The organism is Nonomuraea sp. NPDC050383, from assembly GCF_044459125.1.
Lineage (GTDB): Bacteria > Actinomycetota > Actinomycetes > Streptosporangiales > Streptosporangiaceae > Nonomuraea.
Genome location: NZ_JBITIP010000008.1, coordinates 125,974 through 146,095 on the forward strand (window position 1 = coordinate 125,974; position 20,122 = coordinate 146,095).

Annotated in this window: 20 protein-coding genes and 2 tRNA genes; 15 read left to right on the forward strand and 7 right to left on the reverse strand. The window is 72.4% G+C overall.

The window, feature by feature from the left end; all coding sequences use genetic code 11:
• Positions 1-17 precede the first annotated feature (17 nt).
• Positions 18-620 (forward strand): polysaccharide deacetylase family protein, encoded by a 603-nt coding sequence (locus tag ACIBG4_RS21225; RefSeq protein ID WP_397203242.1) that lies wholly within the window; start codon positions 18-20, stop codon positions 618-620.
• 94 nt (positions 621-714) lie between these two features.
• Positions 715-1,959: an MFS transporter gene (locus tag ACIBG4_RS21230; protein ID WP_397203243.1), complete on the forward strand. Its 1,245-nt coding sequence runs from the start codon at positions 715-717 to the stop codon at positions 1,957-1,959.
• A gap of 13 nt (positions 1,960-1,972) precedes the next feature.
• Here the strand turns inward: ACIBG4_RS21230 and ACIBG4_RS21235 are convergent, their stop codons facing one another.
• On the reverse strand, positions 1,973-2,569 hold the full coding sequence (locus ACIBG4_RS21235) for a TetR/AcrR family transcriptional regulator (protein WP_397203244.1): 597 nt from the start codon (positions 2,567-2,569) through the stop codon (positions 1,973-1,975).
• 146 nt (positions 2,570-2,715) lie between these two features.
• Between ACIBG4_RS21235 and ACIBG4_RS21240 the strand changes: the two genes are divergently transcribed.
• A complete protein-coding gene (locus ACIBG4_RS21240) occupies positions 2,716-4,254 on the forward strand; it encodes an MDR family MFS transporter (RefSeq protein WP_397203245.1) in 1,539 nt (512 codons plus the stop codon).
• Between the two features lie 58 nt (positions 4,255-4,312).
• Here the strand turns inward: ACIBG4_RS21240 and ACIBG4_RS21245 are convergent, their stop codons facing one another.
• The gene (locus ACIBG4_RS21245; RefSeq protein ID WP_397203246.1) at positions 4,313-4,666 is read right to left on the reverse strand and encodes a hypothetical protein; all 354 of its coding nucleotides are present in this window, start codon (positions 4,664-4,666) and stop codon (positions 4,313-4,315) included.
• A gap of 100 nt (positions 4,667-4,766) precedes the next feature.
• Entirely contained in the window at positions 4,767-5,552 is a 786-nt protein-coding gene (locus ACIBG4_RS21250) for an alpha/beta fold hydrolase (protein ID WP_397203247.1), read from the reverse strand.
• A 322-nt stretch (positions 5,553-5,874) separates the two neighbouring features.
• On the opposite strand from ACIBG4_RS21250, the gene ACIBG4_RS21255 reads away from it, so the two are divergent.
• Entirely contained in the window at positions 5,875-7,326 is a 1,452-nt protein-coding gene (locus tag ACIBG4_RS21255; RefSeq protein WP_397203248.1) for an N-acetylmuramoyl-L-alanine amidase, read from the forward strand.
• A gap of 83 nt (positions 7,327-7,409) precedes the next feature.
• On the opposite strand, the gene ACIBG4_RS21260 is transcribed toward ACIBG4_RS21255, so the two are convergent.
• Positions 7,410-7,922 carry an NUDIX domain-containing protein gene (locus ACIBG4_RS21260; RefSeq protein ID WP_397203249.1) on the reverse strand — a complete coding sequence of 171 codons (513 nt, stop codon included), beginning with the start codon at positions 7,920-7,922 and terminating at the stop codon, positions 7,410-7,412.
• A gap of 186 nt (positions 7,923-8,108) precedes the next feature.
• Between ACIBG4_RS21260 and ACIBG4_RS21265 the strand changes: the two genes are divergently transcribed.
• On the forward strand, positions 8,109-9,161 hold the full coding sequence (locus ACIBG4_RS21265; RefSeq protein WP_397203457.1) for a calcium:proton antiporter: 1,053 nt from the start codon (positions 8,109-8,111) through the stop codon (positions 9,159-9,161).
• A 59-nt stretch (positions 9,162-9,220) separates the two neighbouring features.
• Here ACIBG4_RS21265 and ACIBG4_RS21270 read toward each other — a convergent pair whose 3' ends face one another.
• A complete protein-coding gene (locus ACIBG4_RS21270; RefSeq protein ID WP_397203250.1) occupies positions 9,221-9,964 on the reverse strand; it encodes an ABC transporter permease in 744 nt (247 codons plus the stop codon).
• A complete protein-coding gene (locus tag ACIBG4_RS21275) occupies positions 9,945-10,919 on the reverse strand; it encodes an ATP-binding cassette domain-containing protein (protein ID WP_397203251.1) in 975 nt (324 codons plus the stop codon). The genes ACIBG4_RS21270 and ACIBG4_RS21275 overlap by 20 nt, the downstream gene beginning before the upstream one ends.
• Positions 10,920-11,202: 283 nt before the next feature.
• Here ACIBG4_RS21275 and ACIBG4_RS21280 point away from each other — a divergent pair, with 283 nt between their 5' ends.
• The 10 genes from ACIBG4_RS21280 to ACIBG4_RS21325 all read left to right on the forward strand — a co-directional run bounded on the left by ACIBG4_RS21280 (position 11,203) and on the right by ACIBG4_RS21325 (position 16,910).
• Complete coding sequence (locus tag ACIBG4_RS21280; RefSeq protein WP_397203252.1) at positions 11,203-12,225, forward strand: GH25 family lysozyme; 1,023 nt, start codon at positions 11,203-11,205, stop codon at positions 12,223-12,225.
• Between the two features lie 55 nt (positions 12,226-12,280).
• Positions 12,281-12,808, forward strand: coding sequence for a C40 family peptidase (locus ACIBG4_RS21285; protein ID WP_397203253.1), 528 nt, complete (start codon positions 12,281-12,283; stop codon positions 12,806-12,808).
• Positions 12,809-12,890: 82 nt separating this feature from the next.
• Positions 12,891-13,094: a transposase gene (locus ACIBG4_RS21290; protein WP_397203254.1), complete on the forward strand. Its 204-nt coding sequence runs from the start codon at positions 12,891-12,893 to the stop codon at positions 13,092-13,094.
• A gap of 79 nt (positions 13,095-13,173) precedes the next feature.
• Positions 13,174-13,246 (forward strand) — tRNA-Thr (locus tag ACIBG4_RS21295).
• A gap of 371 nt (positions 13,247-13,617) precedes the next feature.
• A tRNA-Met gene (locus ACIBG4_RS21300) sits at positions 13,618-13,691 on the forward strand.
• 70 nt (positions 13,692-13,761) lie between these two features.
• Positions 13,762-13,926: a 50S ribosomal protein L33 gene (gene rpmG / locus ACIBG4_RS21305; RefSeq protein WP_019632658.1), complete on the forward strand. Its 165-nt coding sequence runs from the start codon at positions 13,762-13,764 to the stop codon at positions 13,924-13,926.
• A gap of 232 nt (positions 13,927-14,158) precedes the next feature.
• Positions 14,159-14,608, forward strand: coding sequence for a MaoC family dehydratase N-terminal domain-containing protein (locus ACIBG4_RS21310; protein WP_397203255.1), 450 nt, complete (start codon positions 14,159-14,161; stop codon positions 14,606-14,608).
• Positions 14,608-15,036, forward strand: a complete 429-nt coding sequence (locus ACIBG4_RS21315; protein ID WP_397203256.1) for a MaoC family dehydratase — start codon at positions 14,608-14,610, stop codon at positions 15,034-15,036. Before ACIBG4_RS21310 ends, ACIBG4_RS21315 begins: the two co-directional genes overlap by 1 nt.
• A gap of 182 nt (positions 15,037-15,218) precedes the next feature.
• Entirely contained in the window at positions 15,219-15,344 is a 126-nt protein-coding gene (locus tag ACIBG4_RS21320; RefSeq protein ID WP_310707057.1) for a hypothetical protein, read from the forward strand.
• 60 nt (positions 15,345-15,404) lie between these two features.
• Positions 15,405-16,910, forward strand: a complete 1,506-nt coding sequence (locus ACIBG4_RS21325) for an aKG-HExxH-type peptide beta-hydroxylase (protein ID WP_397203257.1) — start codon at positions 15,405-15,407, stop codon at positions 16,908-16,910.
• Between the two features lie 96 nt (positions 16,911-17,006).
• Here the strand turns inward: ACIBG4_RS21325 and ACIBG4_RS21330 are convergent, their stop codons facing one another.
• Complete coding sequence (locus tag ACIBG4_RS21330; RefSeq protein WP_397203258.1) at positions 17,007-20,069, reverse strand: AfsR/SARP family transcriptional regulator; 3,063 nt, start codon at positions 20,067-20,069, stop codon at positions 17,007-17,009.
• Positions 20,070-20,122 lie beyond the last annotated feature (53 nt).

Genomic DNA, 20,122 nt, shown 5'->3' on the forward strand with positions numbered 1-20,122 from the left:
CGAGGTCGGGCCCGTCCATGCCCCGCCTGCCGGGCGAGGTGCTGCACGGTCCACGTGACCGCCCGCTGGTCGCGCTCACCTTCCACGGGGCGGGGACGCTCGCGCTGACCGAGAAGGTGCTCGCGGCGATCGAACGGGAACACGCCCGTGCCACCGTCCTCGCCGTCGGCACCTGGCTGGACCGGCCGATCGCCGACCGCATCACCGGCGCGGGCCACGACCTGGGCAACCACACCATGCACCACCTGGACATCTCCGCGCTGCCCGCGGACCAGGCCCGCAGGGAGATCGAGGACTGCGCCGCCAGGCTGCACGCGCTGACCGGGACCGTCGGCTCGTGGTTCCGCCCGTCCGCGGCCCGCCGAGCCACGCCCCTGGTCCAGGAGCTGGCCCGCCGAGCCGGATACCTGACGTGCCTGTCCTACGACGTGGACTCCCGCGACTACCTGAACCCGGGCGCGCGGGCGATCACCGCCGACGTCCTGCGCGAGGTACGGCCCGGCAGCCTGGTCAGCCTGCACCTGGGCCACCCGGGGACACTGGCCGCGATCCCCCGCATCCTGGACGGCCTGCACCGCCGCGAGCTGCGTGCGGTCACCGTCACCGAGCTGCTCACCTGACCACCGCGCTTCCCTGGTAGGCGCACCCCGCCGATCAGGAAGATCTTTGCGTGTTCGCCGGGTGCCGGGCGGGCCGGCGGCGTGATGATGCCGCATGCCGACCACGCAGGCCAAGGGCCGCATCCTGTCCGAAGCGGGCCGTGACGGACGGCTGATCATGGCGGCGCGGGCGTTGCGGACCTTCGGGTACGGCTGCACCAGCGTGCTCCTGGCCGAGTTGCTCACCCAGGACGGCGACGCTCCGTGGCAGAGCGGACTGCTGCTGGCCGTGGCGTCCGCGGGCTCGGTGGTCGCCAGCCTGACGCTGGGACTGTTCGCCGACGCCTGGGGACGGCGGCGGGCCCTGGTCGCGTGCGGCTGCCTGATGGCGGTCGCCGGCGTCGCGTTCGCGATCAGTGAGTCCTATCCCGTCCTGCTGGCCGCCGCCTTCATCGGGACCATCTCGCCGTCCACGAACGACAACACGCCGTTCTCGGGGGTGGAGCAGTCGATTCTCGCCCAGACCTGCGGTCCGGACCGGCACACGCACGTCTTCACCTGCTACAACGTCACCGCCATGGCGGCCGGCGCGCTCGGCGGGCTGGCCGCCGCCGCGCTGGGGACACAGCCGTGGGTGTCGGCGGCCGACGCCGGTTTCGCCCTGTACGCCGTCCTCGCCCTCTGCACCGTGCTGCTGTTCCGGCGCCTGTCGCCGGCGGCCGAAGCGCCCCGGTCCCCGCGCAGCGACGCGAGCGGCCAGGTGGGCGCAGGGGAGCGGCGGGTGCGCGTGCCCGGGGACGTCCGCCGGCTGGCTGGGCTGTTCGCACTCGACGCCTTCTCCGGTGGGCTGGCCGTCCAGGCGGTCCTGGCCTGGTGGTTCGCCCACCGCTACGGGGCCACCACCACGCAGCTCGGCCTGGTGTTCTTCGCGGCGAACCTCCTTCCGGCTCTCGCCCAGCTCACCGCGCCCCTGCTGGCCGCACGGCGTGGCCTGCTGGCGGCCATGCTGCTTCCCCACCTCGCCGCCAACGTGCTCCTGGCCTGCATACCGTTCGCTCCGACTCTGGGCGGGGCGGTCACCCTGCTGCTGCTCCGCCAGGCGGTCTCCAAGATCGACGTACCGGCCCGGCAGGCCTTCACCGCGGCTGTCGTCGCTCCGGAGCATCGGACGGCCGCCGCCAGCATGACCAGCCTGGCCAGGAGCGTCGCCGTGTCCGTGAGCCCGCTGGCCGCCACCACCCTGCTCACCGGCACCCTCGTGACCCTGGGCGTGCCGCTGCTCCTCGGCGCCGCCCTCGGCATCGGCTATGACGTCACGCTCTGGCGCACGTACCGCAAGACCCCCGCGCCCGAGGGCTGAGCAGCACTGGAGGTCAGGCGGGACGTCGGCCGAACGGCTCGGCGATCTGCGCGAGTGCTTCCTCCGTGAGCTCGCGCAGCGTACGCGTCTCCTGCTCGGCGCACCACCATTGCGTGGCGACGCGCAGAGCGACCAGGAACGCGGCGGTCAGCATCTCCGGGCTGACGTCGCTCTGCTGCTCCCGGCCGGCCACCGCCTGACTCAGCTCGCGCTCCAGCCGGACCCTGTTCGCCAGTTGCCTGGCCAGGAGGGAAGGGTGGCGCATGGCCAGCCGGGTGCGCTGGTGCAGCTCACGGTCGGTGTCGCCGACCTCGTCGTACAGGCTCTCCAGCGCGCCGCGCAGCGCCTGCCAGGCGGACCGGTCCGCGGGCTGTTCGCGCACGCGCTGCACCAGGGTGCCCAGGCGCTGCTCGTCGCCGTACAGCAGGGCGTCTTCCTTGCCGTCGAAGTAGTTCGAGAACGTCCGCCGGGAGATGTTCGCGGCGTCGGCGATGGCTTCGACCGTGACGTGATCCAGGCCGTGCTCGACGGTGAGGCGCAGCGCGGCCTCGTGCACCGCCTGCCGGGTCTCGGCCTTCTTGCGCTCGCGCAACCCTGCTGTGCTGTCCATGATGCGGACAGCTTACCCAACGGGAATAATTGCTCAGTGCGCAAAGTTGCCCTATGTGCATGTATGGTGTCCCAGTTACCTCTCAGTCCTCAGATCGGAGGCTGCGCGTGAGCGCACAGCCGGCAGCGCCAACCGCGGCGGAGCCGATGACCCACCGTCAAGTCCTCGAAGCCCTCAGCGGCCTGTTGCTCGTCCTGTTCGTCGCGATGATCAGCGGCACCATCGTCTCGGTGGCGCTCCCGCAGATCATCGGAGCGCTGGAGGGCAGCCAGTCCCAGTACACGTGGGTCGTCACCGCATCGCTGCTGGCCTCGACCGCCTCGACTCCCATCTGGGGCAAGCTCGCCGACCTGTTCAACAAGAAGCTGCTGCTCCAGATCTCCATCACGATCTTCATGGTCAGCTCGCTGGCCTGCGGCTTCGCCCAGAACACCGGGCAGCTCATCGCCTTCCGCGCGATCCAGGGCCTGGGCATGGGCGCCCTGCAGATCCTCGTCCAGGTCGTCATCGCCGCCATGATCAGCCCGAAGGAGCGCGGCCGCTACAACGGCTACCTCGGCGCCGTCATGGCCGTGGCCACCGTCGGCGGCCCGCTTCTCGGCGGCCTCATCGCCGACACGTCCTGGCTCGGCTGGCGCTGGTGCTTCTTCATCGCCGTCCCGTTCGCCGTCGCCGCCCTGGCGCTGCTGGCCAAGACCCTGAACCTCCCGACCCAGCGCCGCGCGAACGTGAGCATCGACTACTGGGGCGCCACCCTCATCGCCGTCGGCGTCAGCGTTCTCCTCATCTGGGTCACCTTCGTCGGCAACGACTTCGACTGGCTGTCCTGGCAGACCGCGGTCATGGCCGGCGGCGGCGTGCTGGTGCTCGCGCTGGCCACCTGGATCGAGTCCAAGGTCAAGGAGCCGGTCGTCCCGCTGCACGTCATCAGCAGGCGGACGCCCGCCCTGGCCATCCTGGCCAGCCTCGCCGTCGGCATGGCCATGTTCGGCGGTGCGGTCTTCCTCGGCCAGTACTTCCAGATCGGCCGCGGCTACGGCCCCACCGCCGCCGGCCTGCTCACCATCCCGATGATGGCGGGCGTGCTGTTCTCCTCCACCATCAGCGGCAGGATGGTCTCGCGCACCGGCCAGACCAAGCCGTTCATTCTCGTCGGCCTGGTCATCCTGTTCCTGGGCTTCACCGGCCTGGCCACGATCGACCACAAGACCGCGCTGGTGCTGGTCTCCGCGTACATGCTCGCCGTCGGCATCGGCGTCGGCATGTCCATGCAGAACCTCGTCCTGGTCATCCAGAACACCGTCCCGCTGCGCGAGATCGGCGCCGCCAGCGGTGCGATCACGTTCTTCCGCTCGCTCGGCGGCACCGTGGGCGTCTCGGTGCTCGGCGCCGTCCTGGCCAACCGGGTCGCCTCCAACATCGCCGAAGGTCTGGCCAAGGCGGGCATCCCCACCGGCGGCGGCGCGGCGGGCGGCAGCCTCAACATCGCCGCCCTGCCCGAGCCGATCAAGGTGATCGTCAGGTCCGCCTACGGCGACGCCACCGGCCACATCTTCCTGATCTCGGCCGGGATCACCGTGGTCGGCCTGATCGCCGCGGCCTTCCTCAAGCCGGCCAAGCTGCGCGACAGCCTCGACCTGCCCGAGCAGGCCGCCACGCCGGAGCCCGCGACCACCACCGCCTGACCCGATCCGGAAGGCCGCGTCCCCGCATCGCCCGCGAGGACGCGGCCTTCCCTGTTCGTCAGGGGTCCAGGCGGACGGTGACGGTCACGCGGCCCGCCTCGTCACGTCGGGCCACCGCATGCCCGGTGCGGTCGATCCCCTCCAACTCCAGCGATATCGGACCACCCTCGTCCAGGAAGTTGCGCCACCACACCTTGGCGTCGGGGAGTTGAACGCCGATCGTCACGGTGTCGGCCGCGCGCCGGAAGGCGACCGGTGTGCTGAAGGTACGTCCCGAGCGGCGTCCGGTGTAGGTGACGACCGTGAGGTGCCCGCTGACCAGCCGGCCCCATCGAGGAGAGGCGCGCAACGTCATGACACAGGAGTTGAAGCGGCCGATCGCTCGCTTCGGCAGCGGCCTCTGGAAGGGCACGGAACCTCCAAATGACGACGGTGTCTCTGACCGGCCAGCGTAGACCGGCACGTGGACAGGCCCGTCCGCTGCCGGAGATCCGCGCGCCGGAGTGGGCCGCTCAGCGGAGGAAGTCCAGGAGGACCGGGACGATGGCCTCCGGGGTGGGGCCGTGGCCCTGGCCCGGGAGGATGCGTCGGCCGGCGTGGGGGAGGGCTGCCGCCACCGCGTCGGCGGCCTCCGGCATGCCGGGGAAGGTCTGGTCGCCCGAGTACACGATGGTGGGCACGGTGATCGAGGACCAGCGGCCGGTCCAGTCCGGGTCGACGTTGATGTCGTGGACGGCCGCGAGGTCGTAGGCGAGCGTCGGGGCGACGGCGACCATGTCCGCCCATCCGGGTGACTGGGCCATCCCGTCGACGGCCTCGGACGGGACGCCGATCACCGCGGTCAGGTTGTAGCGCATCGCCTCGTCGTTCTTGCCGGCGGCCAGCAAGGAGCGCAGCGTGTCCAGATGCTCGGCATGGTCGGCGCCGGCGAACAGCGGCGGCTCGTAGAGCGCCAGCGCGGTGACCCCGACGCCGGCGGTCGCGGCGGCCAGGGCCACGGTCGCGCCCGACGAGCTGCTGTAGAGGGTCGCGGTGCCCCCGGCTGCCTCGATCAGCGCGGCGACGTCCTCGACCTCTCGCTCCAGCGCCCACGGCGCGGTGTCGCCGGATCGGCCGCGTCCGCGCCGGTCGTAGTCGATCGCCGTGAAGCCCTCGGCGCCGAGCCGCCGCGCGACCTGCCCGGTGCTCGGGTCGATGCCGCGGTACTGGGTGGCCCCGCCGACGAAGACGATGGCGGGCCCGTCACCGTGGCGGTCGTAGTCGATGACCGTGCCGTCCTGCGAGGTGACTGTGCTCAAGATCGTGCCTTCCCTGCGTGATGGCGGTCGGATGATCGTTGGTCGGGCTCCGCCCCTACGGCGTGCCGGGTGGGCACGCGCCAGGACAAGGCCGAGGTCAACGGTATGGGAGAGGGCTGACATTCTCTTCCGAGGGTCCGCGGGGGCGTCGCCGGCGCGCCTGAGGCATCCCCGTCCGCGATTTCTGGACGTTTTCTGTGCGCGCTCCCATCACGCTTGTCCGCTAGCAGGAGCGTTTCGGGGGCTCGGTGAACACGGCGCCCGCCGAGGTACGTCCTCGGCGTCCGTGCGAGGCCCCGACGTCACGTTGAGGAGACACACGTTGAAGGCTCGACTCCGCCGTCCAGCCGCGCTGTTAGCGGGCGCGATCATCCCCCTCTCGCTTCTCACGGGGCAACCGGCCGGCGCCGCGAGCGCCGATCCCGTCGCCGACGCCTTCGCGCGGGCCTCCTCCGCGTACGAGGTGCCGCGCGATCTGCTGGTGTCCGTCGCGTACGCCGAGACCCACCTCGACGGGCACGACGGCAAGCCCAGCTCCTCCGGCGGCTACGGCGTGATGCACCTGGTCAGCAACCCCAAGGTGCACTCGCTGGAGCGGGCCGCCACGCTGACCAAGCAGTCCGTGTCCGCCCTCAAGTCCGACACCGCGGCCAACATCACGGGCGGCGCCGCCGTGCTGCGCGCCTACGCCGACGAGCTGGGGCTGGGCGCCGCCGCGCGCAAGGACCCCGCGAAGTGGTACTCCGCGGTGGCCAGGTACGGCAACTCCGCCTCGCCCGAGGTCGCCCGGCTGTACGCGGACACCGTGTACGAGATCATGGGCGACGGCGTCAGCGCCACCACCCCCGCCGGCGAGACCGTGAAGGTGGCGGCGCGCGGTGTGGAGCCCGACCGGGGCACGTACGCCAAGGTCCAGAAGCTGGGCGAGCAGGACTCCACGCTCGCCGCGGCGGCCGTGGACTACCCGGGGGCCACCTGGGCGGCCGCCCACAGCTCCAACTACGCCGTGTCCGACCGGCCCAACAGCGACGCGATCGACCGGATCGTCATCCACGTGACGCAGGGCTCGTACGCCGGGACGATCTCATGGTTCCAGACCGGGCCCCGGCCGAACCCGACCTCCGCGCACTACGTCGTCCGCTCCTCCGACGGCGCCATCACGCAGATGGTCAGGGAGAAGGACCGGGCCTTCCACGCCGGCGACTACAACCGCCGGTCGGTCGGCATCGAGCACGAGGGCTACGTGGACAACGCGTCCTGGTTCACCGATGCGATGTACCGCTCCTCGGCCGCGCTGACGCGCAGCATCGCCGACCGCTACGGCATCCCGAAGGACCGCACCCACATCATCGGGCACAGCGAGGTCCCCACCGCCGACCACACCGACCCGGGTCCTAACTGGAACTGGACGACGTACATGCGGTACGTCACCAACGGCGGCGGGGCCACGAACCCGCACACGCCCGAGTCGGTCTGCGGCACCGGCTACAAGGTGATCGACTCCGCGCCCCTCGGGACGGCGGGCAACGTCTACCTGCTCTACAACTCCACCAGCGGCAACAACTGCGTGGCCACGCTCAAGACGTCCTCCCTCGGCCAGGCCACGGCCACCAGCGCCTTCCTGGAGGTGCAGGGCAAGACCCGGGTCACCGACAGCGGCAACTTCTCGTACTACGCGGGGCCGGTCATCGCGGCGGCGGCCGACAAGTGCGTCAAGTGGGGAGGCAAGGCGGGCTCGTCCACCTACGAGAGCGGTTTCGAGCACTGCGGATAGCGGCTGAGAACGACGCGAAGGGTGCTGGCCGGTTCACCGGCCGGCACCCTTTTCCGTGCGGCCGGTCCGGGGGGGGTGGCCGGTCAGCCGAGGAGGGCGCGGTGGGCGGTGAGCCACACCTGGCCGGCGCAGCGCCGTTCGACCTCCTCGGGCGCCAGCCACTCCGCCCCCGTGCTCTCCGACCCGGGAGGCGGCGCGGTGGGCGGCCCAGGCTCGGCGAGCCGGGCCTCGAACATCACCATGTACGTCAGCGGCGCGTAGCGGTAGCCGGCCGGAGGCGGGCCGGTCAGCTCTATGCGCTGCCAGGCGAACACCGACAGCCGCTCCGGCGGCAGCGCCAGGCCCGTCTCCTCGGCCAGTTCGCGGGAGGCGGCCTCGGCGGCCCGCTCGCCCGGGTCGAGGTGGCCGCCCGGGATGTCCCAGCCGCGCCCCTCGCGGCCGACGCGGGTCAGCAGCGTGCGGCCCGCGCCGTCGAGGACGAACGCGAAGGCGGAGGTGGTCTGCTCCACCGGCGGCAGGCTCCGGGTCAGCGCGACCTCCAGGCGGTGGGGCGCGGGGATCCACGGCACGGTGATGGTGGCGAGGACACGGGTCATTGGCTCATTCTCCACCGGCGGGCACCCTGGGGCGCCGATCCTCCCTTGCGTCACACTGCGCGACATTTCGCATGAAACGGGCATGATGGAAGTGATTGTCGTTGTTACTGCGAAAGAAAGGGCGTTACAGCCTATATGCGTCGTCACATCGCGAAGTGGTGGACCGTAGCAGTTCCGGCGTTGGCGGTGCTCTCGCTGGCGCTCGGCTGGGGACGCAGCCTGCCCATGGCCTGGGCAGTCCTGCTGGCCATCGTCCTGGCCGGAGCCGTGCTGGCCGCCGTTCACCACGCCGAGGTGATCGCGCACCGGGTCGGCGAGCCGTTCGGCTCGCTGGTCCTGGCGGTGGCTGTCACGGTGATCGAGGTGGCGCTGATCGTCAGCCTGATGCTCTCCGGAGGGGAGAAGACGGCGTCGCTCGCCCGCGACACCGTGTTCGCCGCCGTGATGATCACGTGTAACGGCATCGTGGGGCTGTCCCTGCTGGCCGGCACGTTGCGGCGGCGCGTCGCGGTGTTCAACGCCGAAGGGACCGGCGGGGCGCTGGCCACGGTCGCCACGCTGAGCACGCTCAGCCTGGTCCTGCCGTCGTTCACGACCAGCGCGCGCGGGCCCGCGTTCTCCTCGGCCCAGCTCGCGTTCGCGGCGGTGGTGTCGCTGGCGATGTACGGGCTGTTCGTGCTCACGCAGACCGTACGGCACCGCGACTACTTCCTCCCGGTCACCACGGAGACCAGGGAGGGGAAGGCGGAGGTCACGGAGGTGGAGCACGCGCCGCGGCCGTCCGGGCGCACGGCGCTGGCCAGCCTCGGGCTGCTGCTGGTGGCCCTCGTGTCCGTCGTCGGCCTGGCCAAGGTGGAGTCGCCGGTCATCGAGCTGGCCGTGGCGAACGCCGGGCTGCCCCAGGCCGTCGTCGGCGTGGTGATCGCGCTGCTCGTGCTGCTGCCCGAGACGATCGCCGCGGTCAGGGCGGCCCGGCGCGGTCAGATCCAGATCAGCCTGAACCTGGCGCTGGGCTCCGCGATGGCCAGCATCGGCCTGACGATCCCGGCCATCGCGGTCATGTCCATCTGGCTGAAGGGGCCCCTGCTCCTCGGCCTGGGCGGCACGCACTTGGTGCTGCTGGCGCTGACCGTGGCCGTCTCCACGCTCACCGTCGTCCCGGGGCGCGCCACGCTGCTGCAGAGCGGGGTGCACCTCGGGCTGTTCGCCGCGTTCCTCTTCCTGGCGGTCAGCCCCTGACGAACGGCCATCGGCCCGTGACACCTGGCGGCCGGCCGTGACGCCTGCCGCCCAGGGTCTCAGACGCCCTTGCGCAGGGCCCGGTTGCCGGCGACGAGGCCGAGGACGGCCACCAGCGCCGCGGCCGCCGTGCCGTACAGGACCGAGGGGTGGGTGAGGTCGCCGGAGAAGAGGGCGCGCTGCGCGTCCACGACGTGCGTGACGGGATTGACCTCGCCCACCGCCCGCAGCCAGGACGGCCCTCCGCTCATGGGCAGGAACACCCCGGACAGCAGCATCAGCGGGAACAACAACGCCTGGGTGACCAGGTAGAACAGGGTGCCGTCGGGCGCCGACCTGATGGCCAGCGTGTACGACAGCGAGCCCAGCCCCGTGGCGAACAGCAGCAGCATCGCGATCCCGGCCGGCGCCCCCGTGGGGTGGAGCCGGAACCCGAGCGGGAGCGCCAGGACGACGATGAGCAGGGCCTGGCAGAGCAGGACCACGGTGACCTTCATCGTCCTGCCGACGAGCATGGCCGTGCGGTTGAGCGGGGTGACCAGGAGGCGCTCCAGCGAGCCGCCGATCAGCTCCACCAGCATCGTGTAGCCGGAGGCCATCGGCCCGGTCAGGCACATCATCACGAGGATGCCCGGCACGAACCACTGCCAGGACGACCCGACCGCCCCGTCCAGCAGTGCCCCGTACAGGAACAGGAACAGCAGCGGCTGGCCCATCTCCAGCAGGAGCCCGGCCGGCTGCCGGAGCGCCGGGGTGACCTCGCGGCCGAAGACGATGGCGGTGTCACGCAGGAAGGTCTTCATCGGTGAGGCTTCTCCCGGTGAGAGTGAGGAACACGTCGTCGAGGGTGGGGCGGCCGGTCTCGGCGGTGACGGCCTTGACGCCCGCCTCCTCCAGCGCGCGCAGGTAGACGGGCAGGGCGGTGGGAGCTCCGGGGACGCGCAGGCGCACGGTCGTGCCGTCCACGGTGACAGCGTCGCCCGAGGTCCCGGGTGCGGCCATCGTGCGGGCGACGACCGCGGCCGCCGCCGCCTCGCCCTCGGTCCGGGTCGTGATCGTGATGTGGTCGCCGGTGAGGTCGTTCTTCAGCCGCTCGGCCGTGCCGTCGGCGATGATCCGGCCGCCGTCCACGATCACCACCCGCTCGGCCATGGTGTCGGCCTCCTCCAGGTAGTGCGTCGTCAGGAACAGGGTCATGCCGTACGCCTCGCGCACCCGCAGGATGTGCTCCCAGATGTCGGCGCGGCTCTTGGGGTCGAGACCGGTGGACGGCTCGTCCAGGAAGAGCAGGGAGGGCCGGTGGACGAGCCCCAGGGCGATGTCGAGGCGGCGGCGCTGGCCGCCGGACAGCGTGCCCGGCCGGCGGCGGGCCAGGGCGCGCAGGCCGAGCAGGTCCAGCAGCTCGTCGGCGCGCCCGGCCGCTGTCGCGGTGGTCATGCCGTAGAAGCGGCCCTGGCTGACCAGCTCGTCGCGGACCTGGAAGTTCTCGCCGGCGCTGCTCTTCTGGCCGACGTACCCGATGTGGGCGCGCACCCGGCCGGGGTCGCGGACGACGTCGTGGCCGGCGACGACGGCGGTGCCGGAGGTCGGGGGCAGCAGGGTCGTGAGCATGCGCAGCGTCGTGGACTTGCCGGCGCCGTTCGGGCCGAGGAAGGCGACCAGCCGGCCGGCCTCCACGTCGAGGTCGATGCCGCGTACGGCGTGGACGGTCTCCTTCTTCACCGTGAAGTCTCGGGTCAGTCCCCGGGTATGGATCATGCTGTGGCTCCTCTGAGCATGGCGGGGAGACCCCGGGCGGGGTCGGTCTGGGGAATCCAGGACATCTTGCGGCCGCATGTCCCTTTCCGGCAAACGTGAAACGCATGTTCATGTACGGCGCTGACCTGCGGAGATGATGGCGTGAGCACGTACTCGGTATGAGGTCTTTTCGGTCATTGAGCTGCGATTTCTAGAAATAAGGACATTTTTTGGAGAAAGCGCTTTGATAACGGTGAACTGAATCGCCTTGCGGGCCCGTACGGGCTCCACGATGATCACCGGCGTGAATCGTCTGTTGGGGGCCGCGCTCGCGGCCGTGATGGCCGGCGCCCTGAGCGCGTCCGGCGGCGCCGCCGCCGCGGCGGACGGCGCGATCGCCGGGGTGGACGTGAGCAACTGGACCGGCGAGGTCGACTGGAGCACCGTCGTGTCCGGCGGCGGGAAGTTCGCCTTCGTCCAGGCCACCGAGGGCGTCGACTACCGCAACCCGCGCTTCGACGCGCAGTACGACGGCGCCGCGGCGGCCGGCCTGGCCCGCGGCGCGTACCACTTCGCCCAGCCGCACGAGTCCGACGGCGCGACGCAGGCGGCCTTCTTCCTGCTCAACGGCGGCGCCTGGAGGTCCGACGGGTGGACGCTGCCCGGCGTGCTGGACCTGGAGGACAACCCGTACAAGGACCGCAACGGCAAGAACTCCTGCTACGGCCTGTCGCCCGCCGACATGGTGACCTGGATCAAGGGGTTCACGGGGAGGTACCTGCAGGAGACCGGCCGCCGGGCGATCATCTACACGACCGTGAGCTGGTGGCGGACCTGCACGGGCGACTCCGCCGCGTTCAGGGCCAACCCGCTGTGGCTGGCGCGCTGGGGGGCCGACCCGGGCGAGCTGCCCAAGGGGTGGAAGCGGCACACGTTCTGGCAGTCGGCCGAGAAGGGGACGCTGCCGGGCGGGCAGAACTCCTTCAACGGCGCCCAGGACGAGCTGGACGACCTGGCCAACCCGCCGGCCGAGATCACGGTCGCGGGAGCGGCCAGGGACAGGAGGCACTACACGGTCACGGTGTCCAACACGGGGCCGCACCCGGTGACGCGCATCAAGGTCTCCGGCCGCGCGTACGGCGGGCAGCGCGTCGTGGCGGCGCCCGGCTGCTCGTTCAGCGGCACGGCGGTGCGCTGCGAGATCGCCGAGCTGCGGCGGGGGCAGAAGGCCACGCTGACCTTCACCACCAGGCCCCGGTCGGCCAAGGGCACTGTCGGACTGCGGTTCGAGGTCGGGTCCGTACGGCTCACGCTGAGCGCCTCGTGAGCTGATAAGGCAGTATCTGTCCAGAGCAGACCTTTGTGACCGGAGGGAGCCCTGGGTGTCGGTGAGGCGGCGGCTCGCGCTCGTGACGGCGCTCCTCCTGCTGACCGCGACCGCGTCCGTGCCGCTCATGCCGTACGTGCAGCCCGAGATCGTGCGGATCGCGCTCCGGATCGAGGGGCAGCGCATCGCCTACTCGTGGGGCGGCGGCCACGGCGCCGAGCCGGGTCCGTCGAAGGGCACGTGCGCCGGTTACCGGGGGAGCATCCTGCCGTGCCCGGCGGAGCGGACGCGCGGGCTGGACTGCTCGGGGTTCGCCCGATGGGTGTACGCGCAGGCGCACGGCGAGGACGTGCTGGGGCCGGGTACCACCAACGACCAGGTGCGCCGGATGCGCCGGGTCGGCTCGGCCGCGCCCGGGGACCTCGTCTTCTTCGGCAGGGCCACGCGGAAGGGCCTCGACACCCACCATGTCGGGATCTATCTGGGCGACGGAAAGATGATCAACGCGCCCGAGACGGGGGCGTTCGTCCGCGTGGACCGCATCTCCCGGCTCAAGGACTTCGCCGGCTTCTACCGGCTCTGACGCCGTCCGGACCTTCTTGGTAGGGGTGTAACGACAGTCGCCTGCCGAAAAATGAGAGACCGGAGGGCTAATCTGTGCCGCTATGGACAGGCGATGGGTCGGGCCCGACGGCTATGAGATCGTTCCGGGGCTGCGCGACGGGCGGCAGGTGCTGCGGGTGTGCCGTCAGGGGCAGGTCGTCGCCGACTGCTTCTCCGTCGCCGAGGTGGCCGCGTTCGTCGACCTGGCCGATCTCTGCGAGGTCGTCAGCCTGCGGCCACGGCGGGGCTTCGAGGCCGTCGGCTAGCGCGACCTGCGCGGCCTCGACGAGTTCGCATCATCGCTGAGGGCCGTGTATGGTTACACCTGTCCGCAGCGCCGGACAGGCCCCTATAGCTCAGTCGGCAGAGCGTCTCCATGGTAAGGAGAAGGTCAACGGTTCGATTCCGTTTGGGGGCTCGCAACACGAGCAGACAGTACGCCCGACCCGCAGGAACGCGGAGTCGGGCGTTTCTCGTTGTGCCGCCTTTTCCAGCCCCGCGCACCGACCACTGATCACCGGTCCATGGAAGGGCGGGAAGAGGTCGCGCGGCCGGGGCCCCGCTGCTACGCTGACGCGCACTCCGCGCGGCCAGTGAGCCCGCCGCCCCTCCAGCCCCGCTCGGAGCGATCGGCCGCTCCCCGGAATGCGGGAACGGGCCCCTGACGTTGATTTCGTCAGAGTGGTGTTCCTGAGGCATACTGGGAGCACTCACCCGATCAGGCGAAGTACATATGTGCTTCACGGGTCGGGTATCCTCGACGGGCCGGGTCGTTTCATCCGGCTCAAAGGCGGAGTAGCTCAGTCAGGCAGAGCAAACGGCTCATAATCGTTGTGTCGCCGGTTCAAGTCCGGCCTCCGCTACTGCCCCTCCCCAGGTCGCCGACCTGGGCTTGGGCATGTCCTAGTCCCGAACGTAGAAAGGCACTCCCACGTGGCTGCCACCGACGTTAGGCCGAAGATCACGCTGGCCTGCCAGGAGTGCAAGCACCGCAACTACATCACGCGGAAGAACCGGCGCAATGACCCGGATCGGCTTGAGCTGAAGAAGTACTGCCCCAACTGCCGCTGCCACCGCGCGCACCGCGAGACCCGCTAGCTCTTCCGAGCGCGGCTCGCCCGGCAGCACTGCCTGGCCACACGCACCACACAACCGGCGCCCCGGATCGAGGCGCCGGTTTGTCGTGTTCGCCCACCGGTGTCGCTCCGCCCGGTGGCCTGATCCCCTCGGCAAAATCCCGGGAAAGCGGCGACGACAGCCGAACCTTGTTCTGTTAGCGTCTGGCTCGACGGCGCAGCCCATGCGGGGGAGCCGATGCGAAGGAGCACAGATGGCCTTGAACCGTGACTTCGTCGGGCGCACGTACACGTCCAGCGCCCCGTACGAGGTCAGCCGGGTGAAGATCAGGGAGTTCGCGGCCGCCATCGGCGACGGCAACCCCATCTACCGGGACAAGGAGGCCGCGCGGGCGGCCGGCCATCCCGACGTCGTCGCACCGCCGACGTTCCCCATCGTGTTCAGTCTCCAGGGCGGCAGCGAGGCGCTGGTGGACCCCGAGCTCGGCCTGAACATCGCGATGGTCGTCCACGGCGAGCAGCGGTTCGAGTACGTCCGTCCCATCTACGCGGGCGACGAGCTGGTCACCAGCTCCACGATCACCGACATCCGCAGCGCCGGCCGCAACGAGCTGATGACCATCCGCAGCGAGGTCACCACCGTGTCCGGCGAGGCGGTCTGCACCACGTACAACACGATCGTCGAGCGGGGAGGTGCGGCCTGATGACCGCGACGGTGAAGTACGACGAGGTCGAGGTGGGCCGGGAGCTCCCGGCCGTCGACTACCCGGTGCGGCGGGTCAACCTGGTCATGTACGCGGGCGCGTCGGGCGACTACAACCCCATCCACTGGAACGAGCGCTTCGCCAAGGTGGTCGGGCTGCCCGACGTCATCGCGCACGGCATGTACACCATGGCGCAGGCCGGCCGCTTCGTCACCGACTGGGCCGGGGATCCGGCGGCGGTGGTCGACTACGGGGTGCGGTTCTCCTCGATGGTGGTGGTGCCCGACGACGAAGAGGGCGCCACGATCACGGTCAGTGGCGTGGTGGAGGAGAAGCTGGCTGACCGGCGCGTGGTCGTCGGCCTGACGGCCCGCTCGGGCGACGCCAGGGTGCTGTCCAAGGCGCGCGCCGTCGTCCAGCTCGCCTGAGCCGTGGCCGCCTGACCCTCCGCCCGTCCGACCCTCCGCCCGTCAGACCCTCCGCTCATCCGGCCCTCCGCGTCCGAGCGCTCCGTGCTCCTCCTGCGGCGAGATCGCCGCCACACCGGCTCCACACCGGCGCTCCGTACATTCGAGTACGCCAAGCGATCAAGGAGAACGGAGCCAACAGCATGCCGACTCAGACCGTGGAAGTACCGCAGTTCACGCTGGCCGCGAACGCGACGCCGGCCGTCACGACCGACGCGCAGCACGAGCGCGCCTGGTACCCGCCCTTCGCGTCCCCCCGCGCCGAGTAACGCGAGGACGGGCGGCCGGCGGCGGGCACTCCCGCCGCCGGTCGCCCGGCGAGGTCCCCCATGAGACCCCCTGGTGAGATCGAGGTGACGCCCGTGGACGCCGTACCGAACGACGACCTGATATCCCGCATCGACCTGGCGCTCGGCTCCGACCCCCGGTTCGGCGACGCCGCCGCCATCGAGACCCGCAACCTCGCCCGTCACCGCCTCGGTCTCGGCGTGCTGGCCCGGCACCATCCGGGCGCCGCCGGCCGGCTGGAGCGGCTGGCGCAGGCCGGGGACGCCGAGCTGCGGCCCCTGATGTACGACCCGGTGCTGCGCAACGCGTTCGAGAACGACCTGACGGCCCTGGAGCGGGGAGCCGGTCGGACCGGGGCCCTCGCCGGGTTCCTGGAGAGCGGCGTCGCCGACACGCTCGACGGGGTGGGCCCGTGCGAGCGCCTGTCCGAGCCGAGGGTGCGCCCCTGGCCGGGGGCCGTCTCGTGGGTGTGGACGGACCTCCACCCGTCCTCCGGGCCGGAGCGCAAGCTGAGCGCCCGGCTGGAGGAGCTGCTGGCCGGGACGCTGTCGCAGGAGGGCTCCGGCGGCCGGGTCCGCCCCGACGCCGGCATGCTGTCGGCCCTGACCCGCGCCGCGGCGCTCCTTGGCGAGCTGCTGCCCCGCACGGGCGCCGGGGTGCTGCCGCACGTCTCGCTGACCGGGTTCGTCCGCGACGAGCTGGCCGACGGCGCGCTCAACTCGATCTCCGGCGGCGACCCGCTGCCCTCGGCGCTGTTCCTGGCTCCCGAACGGCTGGACGACCCGTGGACGGCGGCCGAGACGCTGTTCCACGAAGGGCTGCACCTGAAGCTGTTCGACGTGCTCCGCACCGGCTCCATGGTCGCGGACGCCGACCAGATGGTCCCCATCCCGTGGCGCGTGCGGCCGTGGACGCTGACGCGGGTCCTGTTCGCCCTGCACGTGTACGCCCACCTGCTGCTGTTCCAGGCGGCGGCCGCGGCGGCGAGTCCCGCCGTCCGGTCCCGGTACGGCACGCCGCCGGCGACCGCGTTCGCCGACCGGGCCACGCCCGGCAGCCCTGCCGCGGCGGAGGGCACGCACACCACCGGCCTCGAACGGGTCGCCTACCTCGCCCGGCAGGCCGCGCTGGCGTACGGCGAGGGGCTGACGGACAACGGCAGGCGCTTCGTCGACTGGCTGGTGGGAGCCGTGTCTCCCCTCGCGCCGGGCCACCTGCCCGTGCCCGCCCCCTCTCGTCCTGTCCAGGCGCGGCCGGATGTGCGGCCGGAGGTGGAGCTGGAGGCGCGCGGTTACCGCCAGGCGCGGCCGGTTCACGTGTGCCCGATCCCCGAGCAGGGGCAGCTCGTGGCCGTCTCTCCCGGAACGCCGCGGTTCCAGTGGCTCAACGGCCACGCCTGGCTGCTGTACGCCCTGTGCGACGGCGGGGACCTGACCTCGCTGCGCGCCCGCTACCGCGAGGCGGCGGGGCCCGACGCGGACGCCGGGCTCGGCGCCGGCCTGGCGGGCCTCCTGTCGGCCGGTCTCATCGAGCCGGTCGGCGCCTGACCGCCAGGATGCGGTCATGCGTCGAGCCGGTCGGCGCCTGACCGGCGGGGTGCGGTCATGCGTCGAGCCGGTCGGCGCCCGACCGGCGGGGTGCGGTCAGCCGGTCACGCCCAGCTCGTCGAAGAGCCGCTCGGCCGTCGCCAGATGGTGCCGGGCGGCCTCGGCGTCGCCCCGGGCCGCATGAGCCTCGGCCAGCTCCTGGTGGGTCTCCGCCAGCCCCTTGCGGTCTCCGATGCCGTCCCGGATGCGCAGAGCCGCGGCGTAGTGCGCCAGCGCCTCCTCCTCCCGGCCGAGCCGGTGGTAGAGGCCCGCGAGGTCGTTGGCCACCTGCCCCTCGCCCCTGCGGTCGCCCGTCTCGCGGTGCAGGGCCAGCGCCTGCCGCAGGTGCCCGAGCGCCGCCGCGTGCCGCCCGAGGGCGACCTCGGCCAGGCCGATGTTGTTGAGCGCGCGGGCCTCGCCCTTGCGGCTGCCCGCCGCCCGGCGCAGGGCCAGCGCCTCGCGGTACAACTCCAGCGCCAGGGCGGGCCGGCCCTGGGTGTTGCGGACGACGCCGAGGTTGTTGAGGGTGTTCGCCTGGCCGTGGACGTCACCGGTGCCACGGTGGACGGCCAGCGCCCGCTCGTAGCAGGCGACGGCCTCCTCCAGGCGGCCGAGGTGCCGCAGCACGATGCCGGTGAGGTTGAGCGTCCGGCCCACGGCGTCGTCGTCGCCCGACCTCTCCAGGAGGCGCCGGGCCTCGTCCAGCTCGGCCAGCGCGGCGTCGTACCGGCCGAGCAGCCAGGAGACGGCGCCGATGCTGCGCAGCGCGACGCCCGCGCCATGTGCGTCCCCGAGCCGCCGGTGGATCTCGAGCGCTCCGCGGTGCTCGGCCAGGGCCTCGGGGTAGCGGCCCAGATGCTCGAACACGGTGCCGAGGTCACCGCGGGCGGCGGCCTCCTCGCGGCTCCTTCCCGCCCGCCCCGCGGCGGCGGCGGCCAGGGCGTGCAGCTCGGCGGCGTCGATCAGGCGGTGGCGCAGCCGCAGCGGCTCGGCGAGCGCGGCGGGCAGCCGCCAGGCGGCGTCGAGGCCGTGCTCCGCGGCGTGGCGCGTGGCGGCGAGCACGTTCTCGTGCTCCTCGTCGAGCGCGAGGGGGTCGCGGAGCGTGACGTACCACTCCAGAAGCCGCCGTAGCGCCTCCTGTCGCGTGTGGGGGGCGTCCTCGGTCTCGGCCTGGTGACGGGCGTAGTCGCGGAGGAGGTCATGGAAGCGGTAACGCTCCTCGCTCAGCCGGCCGCGACGGCACTGGAGCAGGCTCGCGGCGCGCAGCGCGTCCAGCCGGGCACGGGCCTCGGCGGCGGAGACGCCGAGCATCGCGGCCGCCGCCGGAGCGGTGAAGTCGCCGCCGGGGACCAGCCCGAGGCGGCGGAACGCGACCCGGTCGGGTCCGGCCAGCGCCTCGTGCGACAGGTCGAACGCGGCCATGACCGCGGCGGCCGGGGCGTCGCCGAGGCGCAACGCGGCGAGCCGTCCCCGCTCCGCGAGGTCGGCCAGGTAGGTCCGGATCGGCCGGTGGGGGTGGCCGGCCAGGTGGGCGCCGGCGATCCGCAGAGCCAGCGGCAGCCGCCCGCACTGACGGGCCAGCTCGGCCACGGCCTCCGGATCGTCGGCGGCGCGGGGGCCGACGACCGCGGCCAGCAGCGCCACGGCCTGCGGCTCGGTCAGGACGTCCAGCTCGACGGTCGTCACCGCGTGGCGAAGGGCCAGCCCGGCGAGCCGGCCGCGGCTGGTGACCAGTGCCAGGCTGCCGCCGGTGCCCGGCAGGAGCGGCTCCACCTGGGCGGGGTCGCGGGCGTTGTCGAGCACGACGAGCACGCGCCGGTCGGCGAGCAAGGACCGGTAGGCGGCGGCGAGCTCGTCCTCCCCGGCCGGGACGCGCTCCGGCGGCATGCCGAGGGCGCGCACGAACCGGTCCAGCGCCTCCCGGGGCGTGACGGCCTCCCGCGGCCGGTGTCCGCGCAGGTCGATGAAGAGCCGCCCGCCGGGGAAGCGCCCGGCCATCCGGTGCGCCCAGTGGACGGCGAGCGCGGACTTGCCCACGCCGGGCATGCCGCTGACCACGACCACGGTCTCGCGCCCGAGGTCGGCCGGGGAGCACCCTTGGTCGGCCTCCTCCGCGGTCGCCGTCGTGTTCTCGCCCTCGGCGAGCGCGGTCAGCTCCCGCAGGGCGGCGCGATGGCCGGTGAAGTACGCCAGATCGGGCGGCAGCCCCTGGGGCTCCCCGCCGGCCTCCACCCCGGCGTCCCCCTCACCGCCGGCCCCGGAGCCGCCGTCCTGGGAGCCGCCGTCCTGGGAGCCGCCCGCCCGGGAGCCGCTGTCCTGGGAGCCGCTCGCCCGGGAGTCGCCGGTGGCGGCCCTGGCGCGGCGCCGGAGGATCGTCTGCTGGAGCAGGCGCAGCTCCGGCCCCGGGTCCAGCCTCAGCTCCTCGGCGAGCACGCGGCGCGCCTCCTCGTACGCGGCCAGTGCCTCCCCCGACTGTCCCGACCGGTCCAGCGCCAGGACCAGCCGTTCCCACAGGGACTCGCGCAGCGGGTGCTCGGCCAGCGTCCCCCGCAGCTCCCCGGCCGCCTGGGCGTGCCGGCCGAGCCGGGCGAGCACGTCGGCGTACTGCTCGACGACCGCGGGCCGCAGCCCGTCGAGGCGCGCCCGCTCGGCCGTCACGATCGGCGAGTCCGGCACGTCGGTGAGGGACTCCGCCCGCCACAGACCCAGGGCCTCACGGAAGACCCCCGCGGCGCGTTCGAGCCGTCCTGCCTCGGCCAGCTCGCGCGCCCGTACGGCCTGCCGCTCGAAGACGCGGGCGTCGAGCGTCGCCCCGTCCAGCTCCAGCCGGTAGCCGCCCGGCTCCCTGACCAGCCCGCTCAGGCCCTTGCCGCGCAGCCGGGAGAGCAGGGAGTGCAGCGTGCCGTCCGCGCTGCGCGGCGGCTCCGCTCCCCACAGCTCGTCGACCAGTCTCTCCGCCGGCAGGGGCCGCCCCGCCCTGATCAGCAGCACGGCCAGCAGCCCCCGCTGCTTCGGCGCGGTCAGCGGCACGGGAGAGCCCTCGCGCCGGAACTCCAGGGGCCCGAGGATCCGGAATTCCAGGCATCCCGTCGAACCCGTCGCACCTGTCGAACCCGTCAAGCCTGTCAAGCCTGTCAAGCCCCCTCGTACCCGGCGAAGTACCCGGCGAAGCC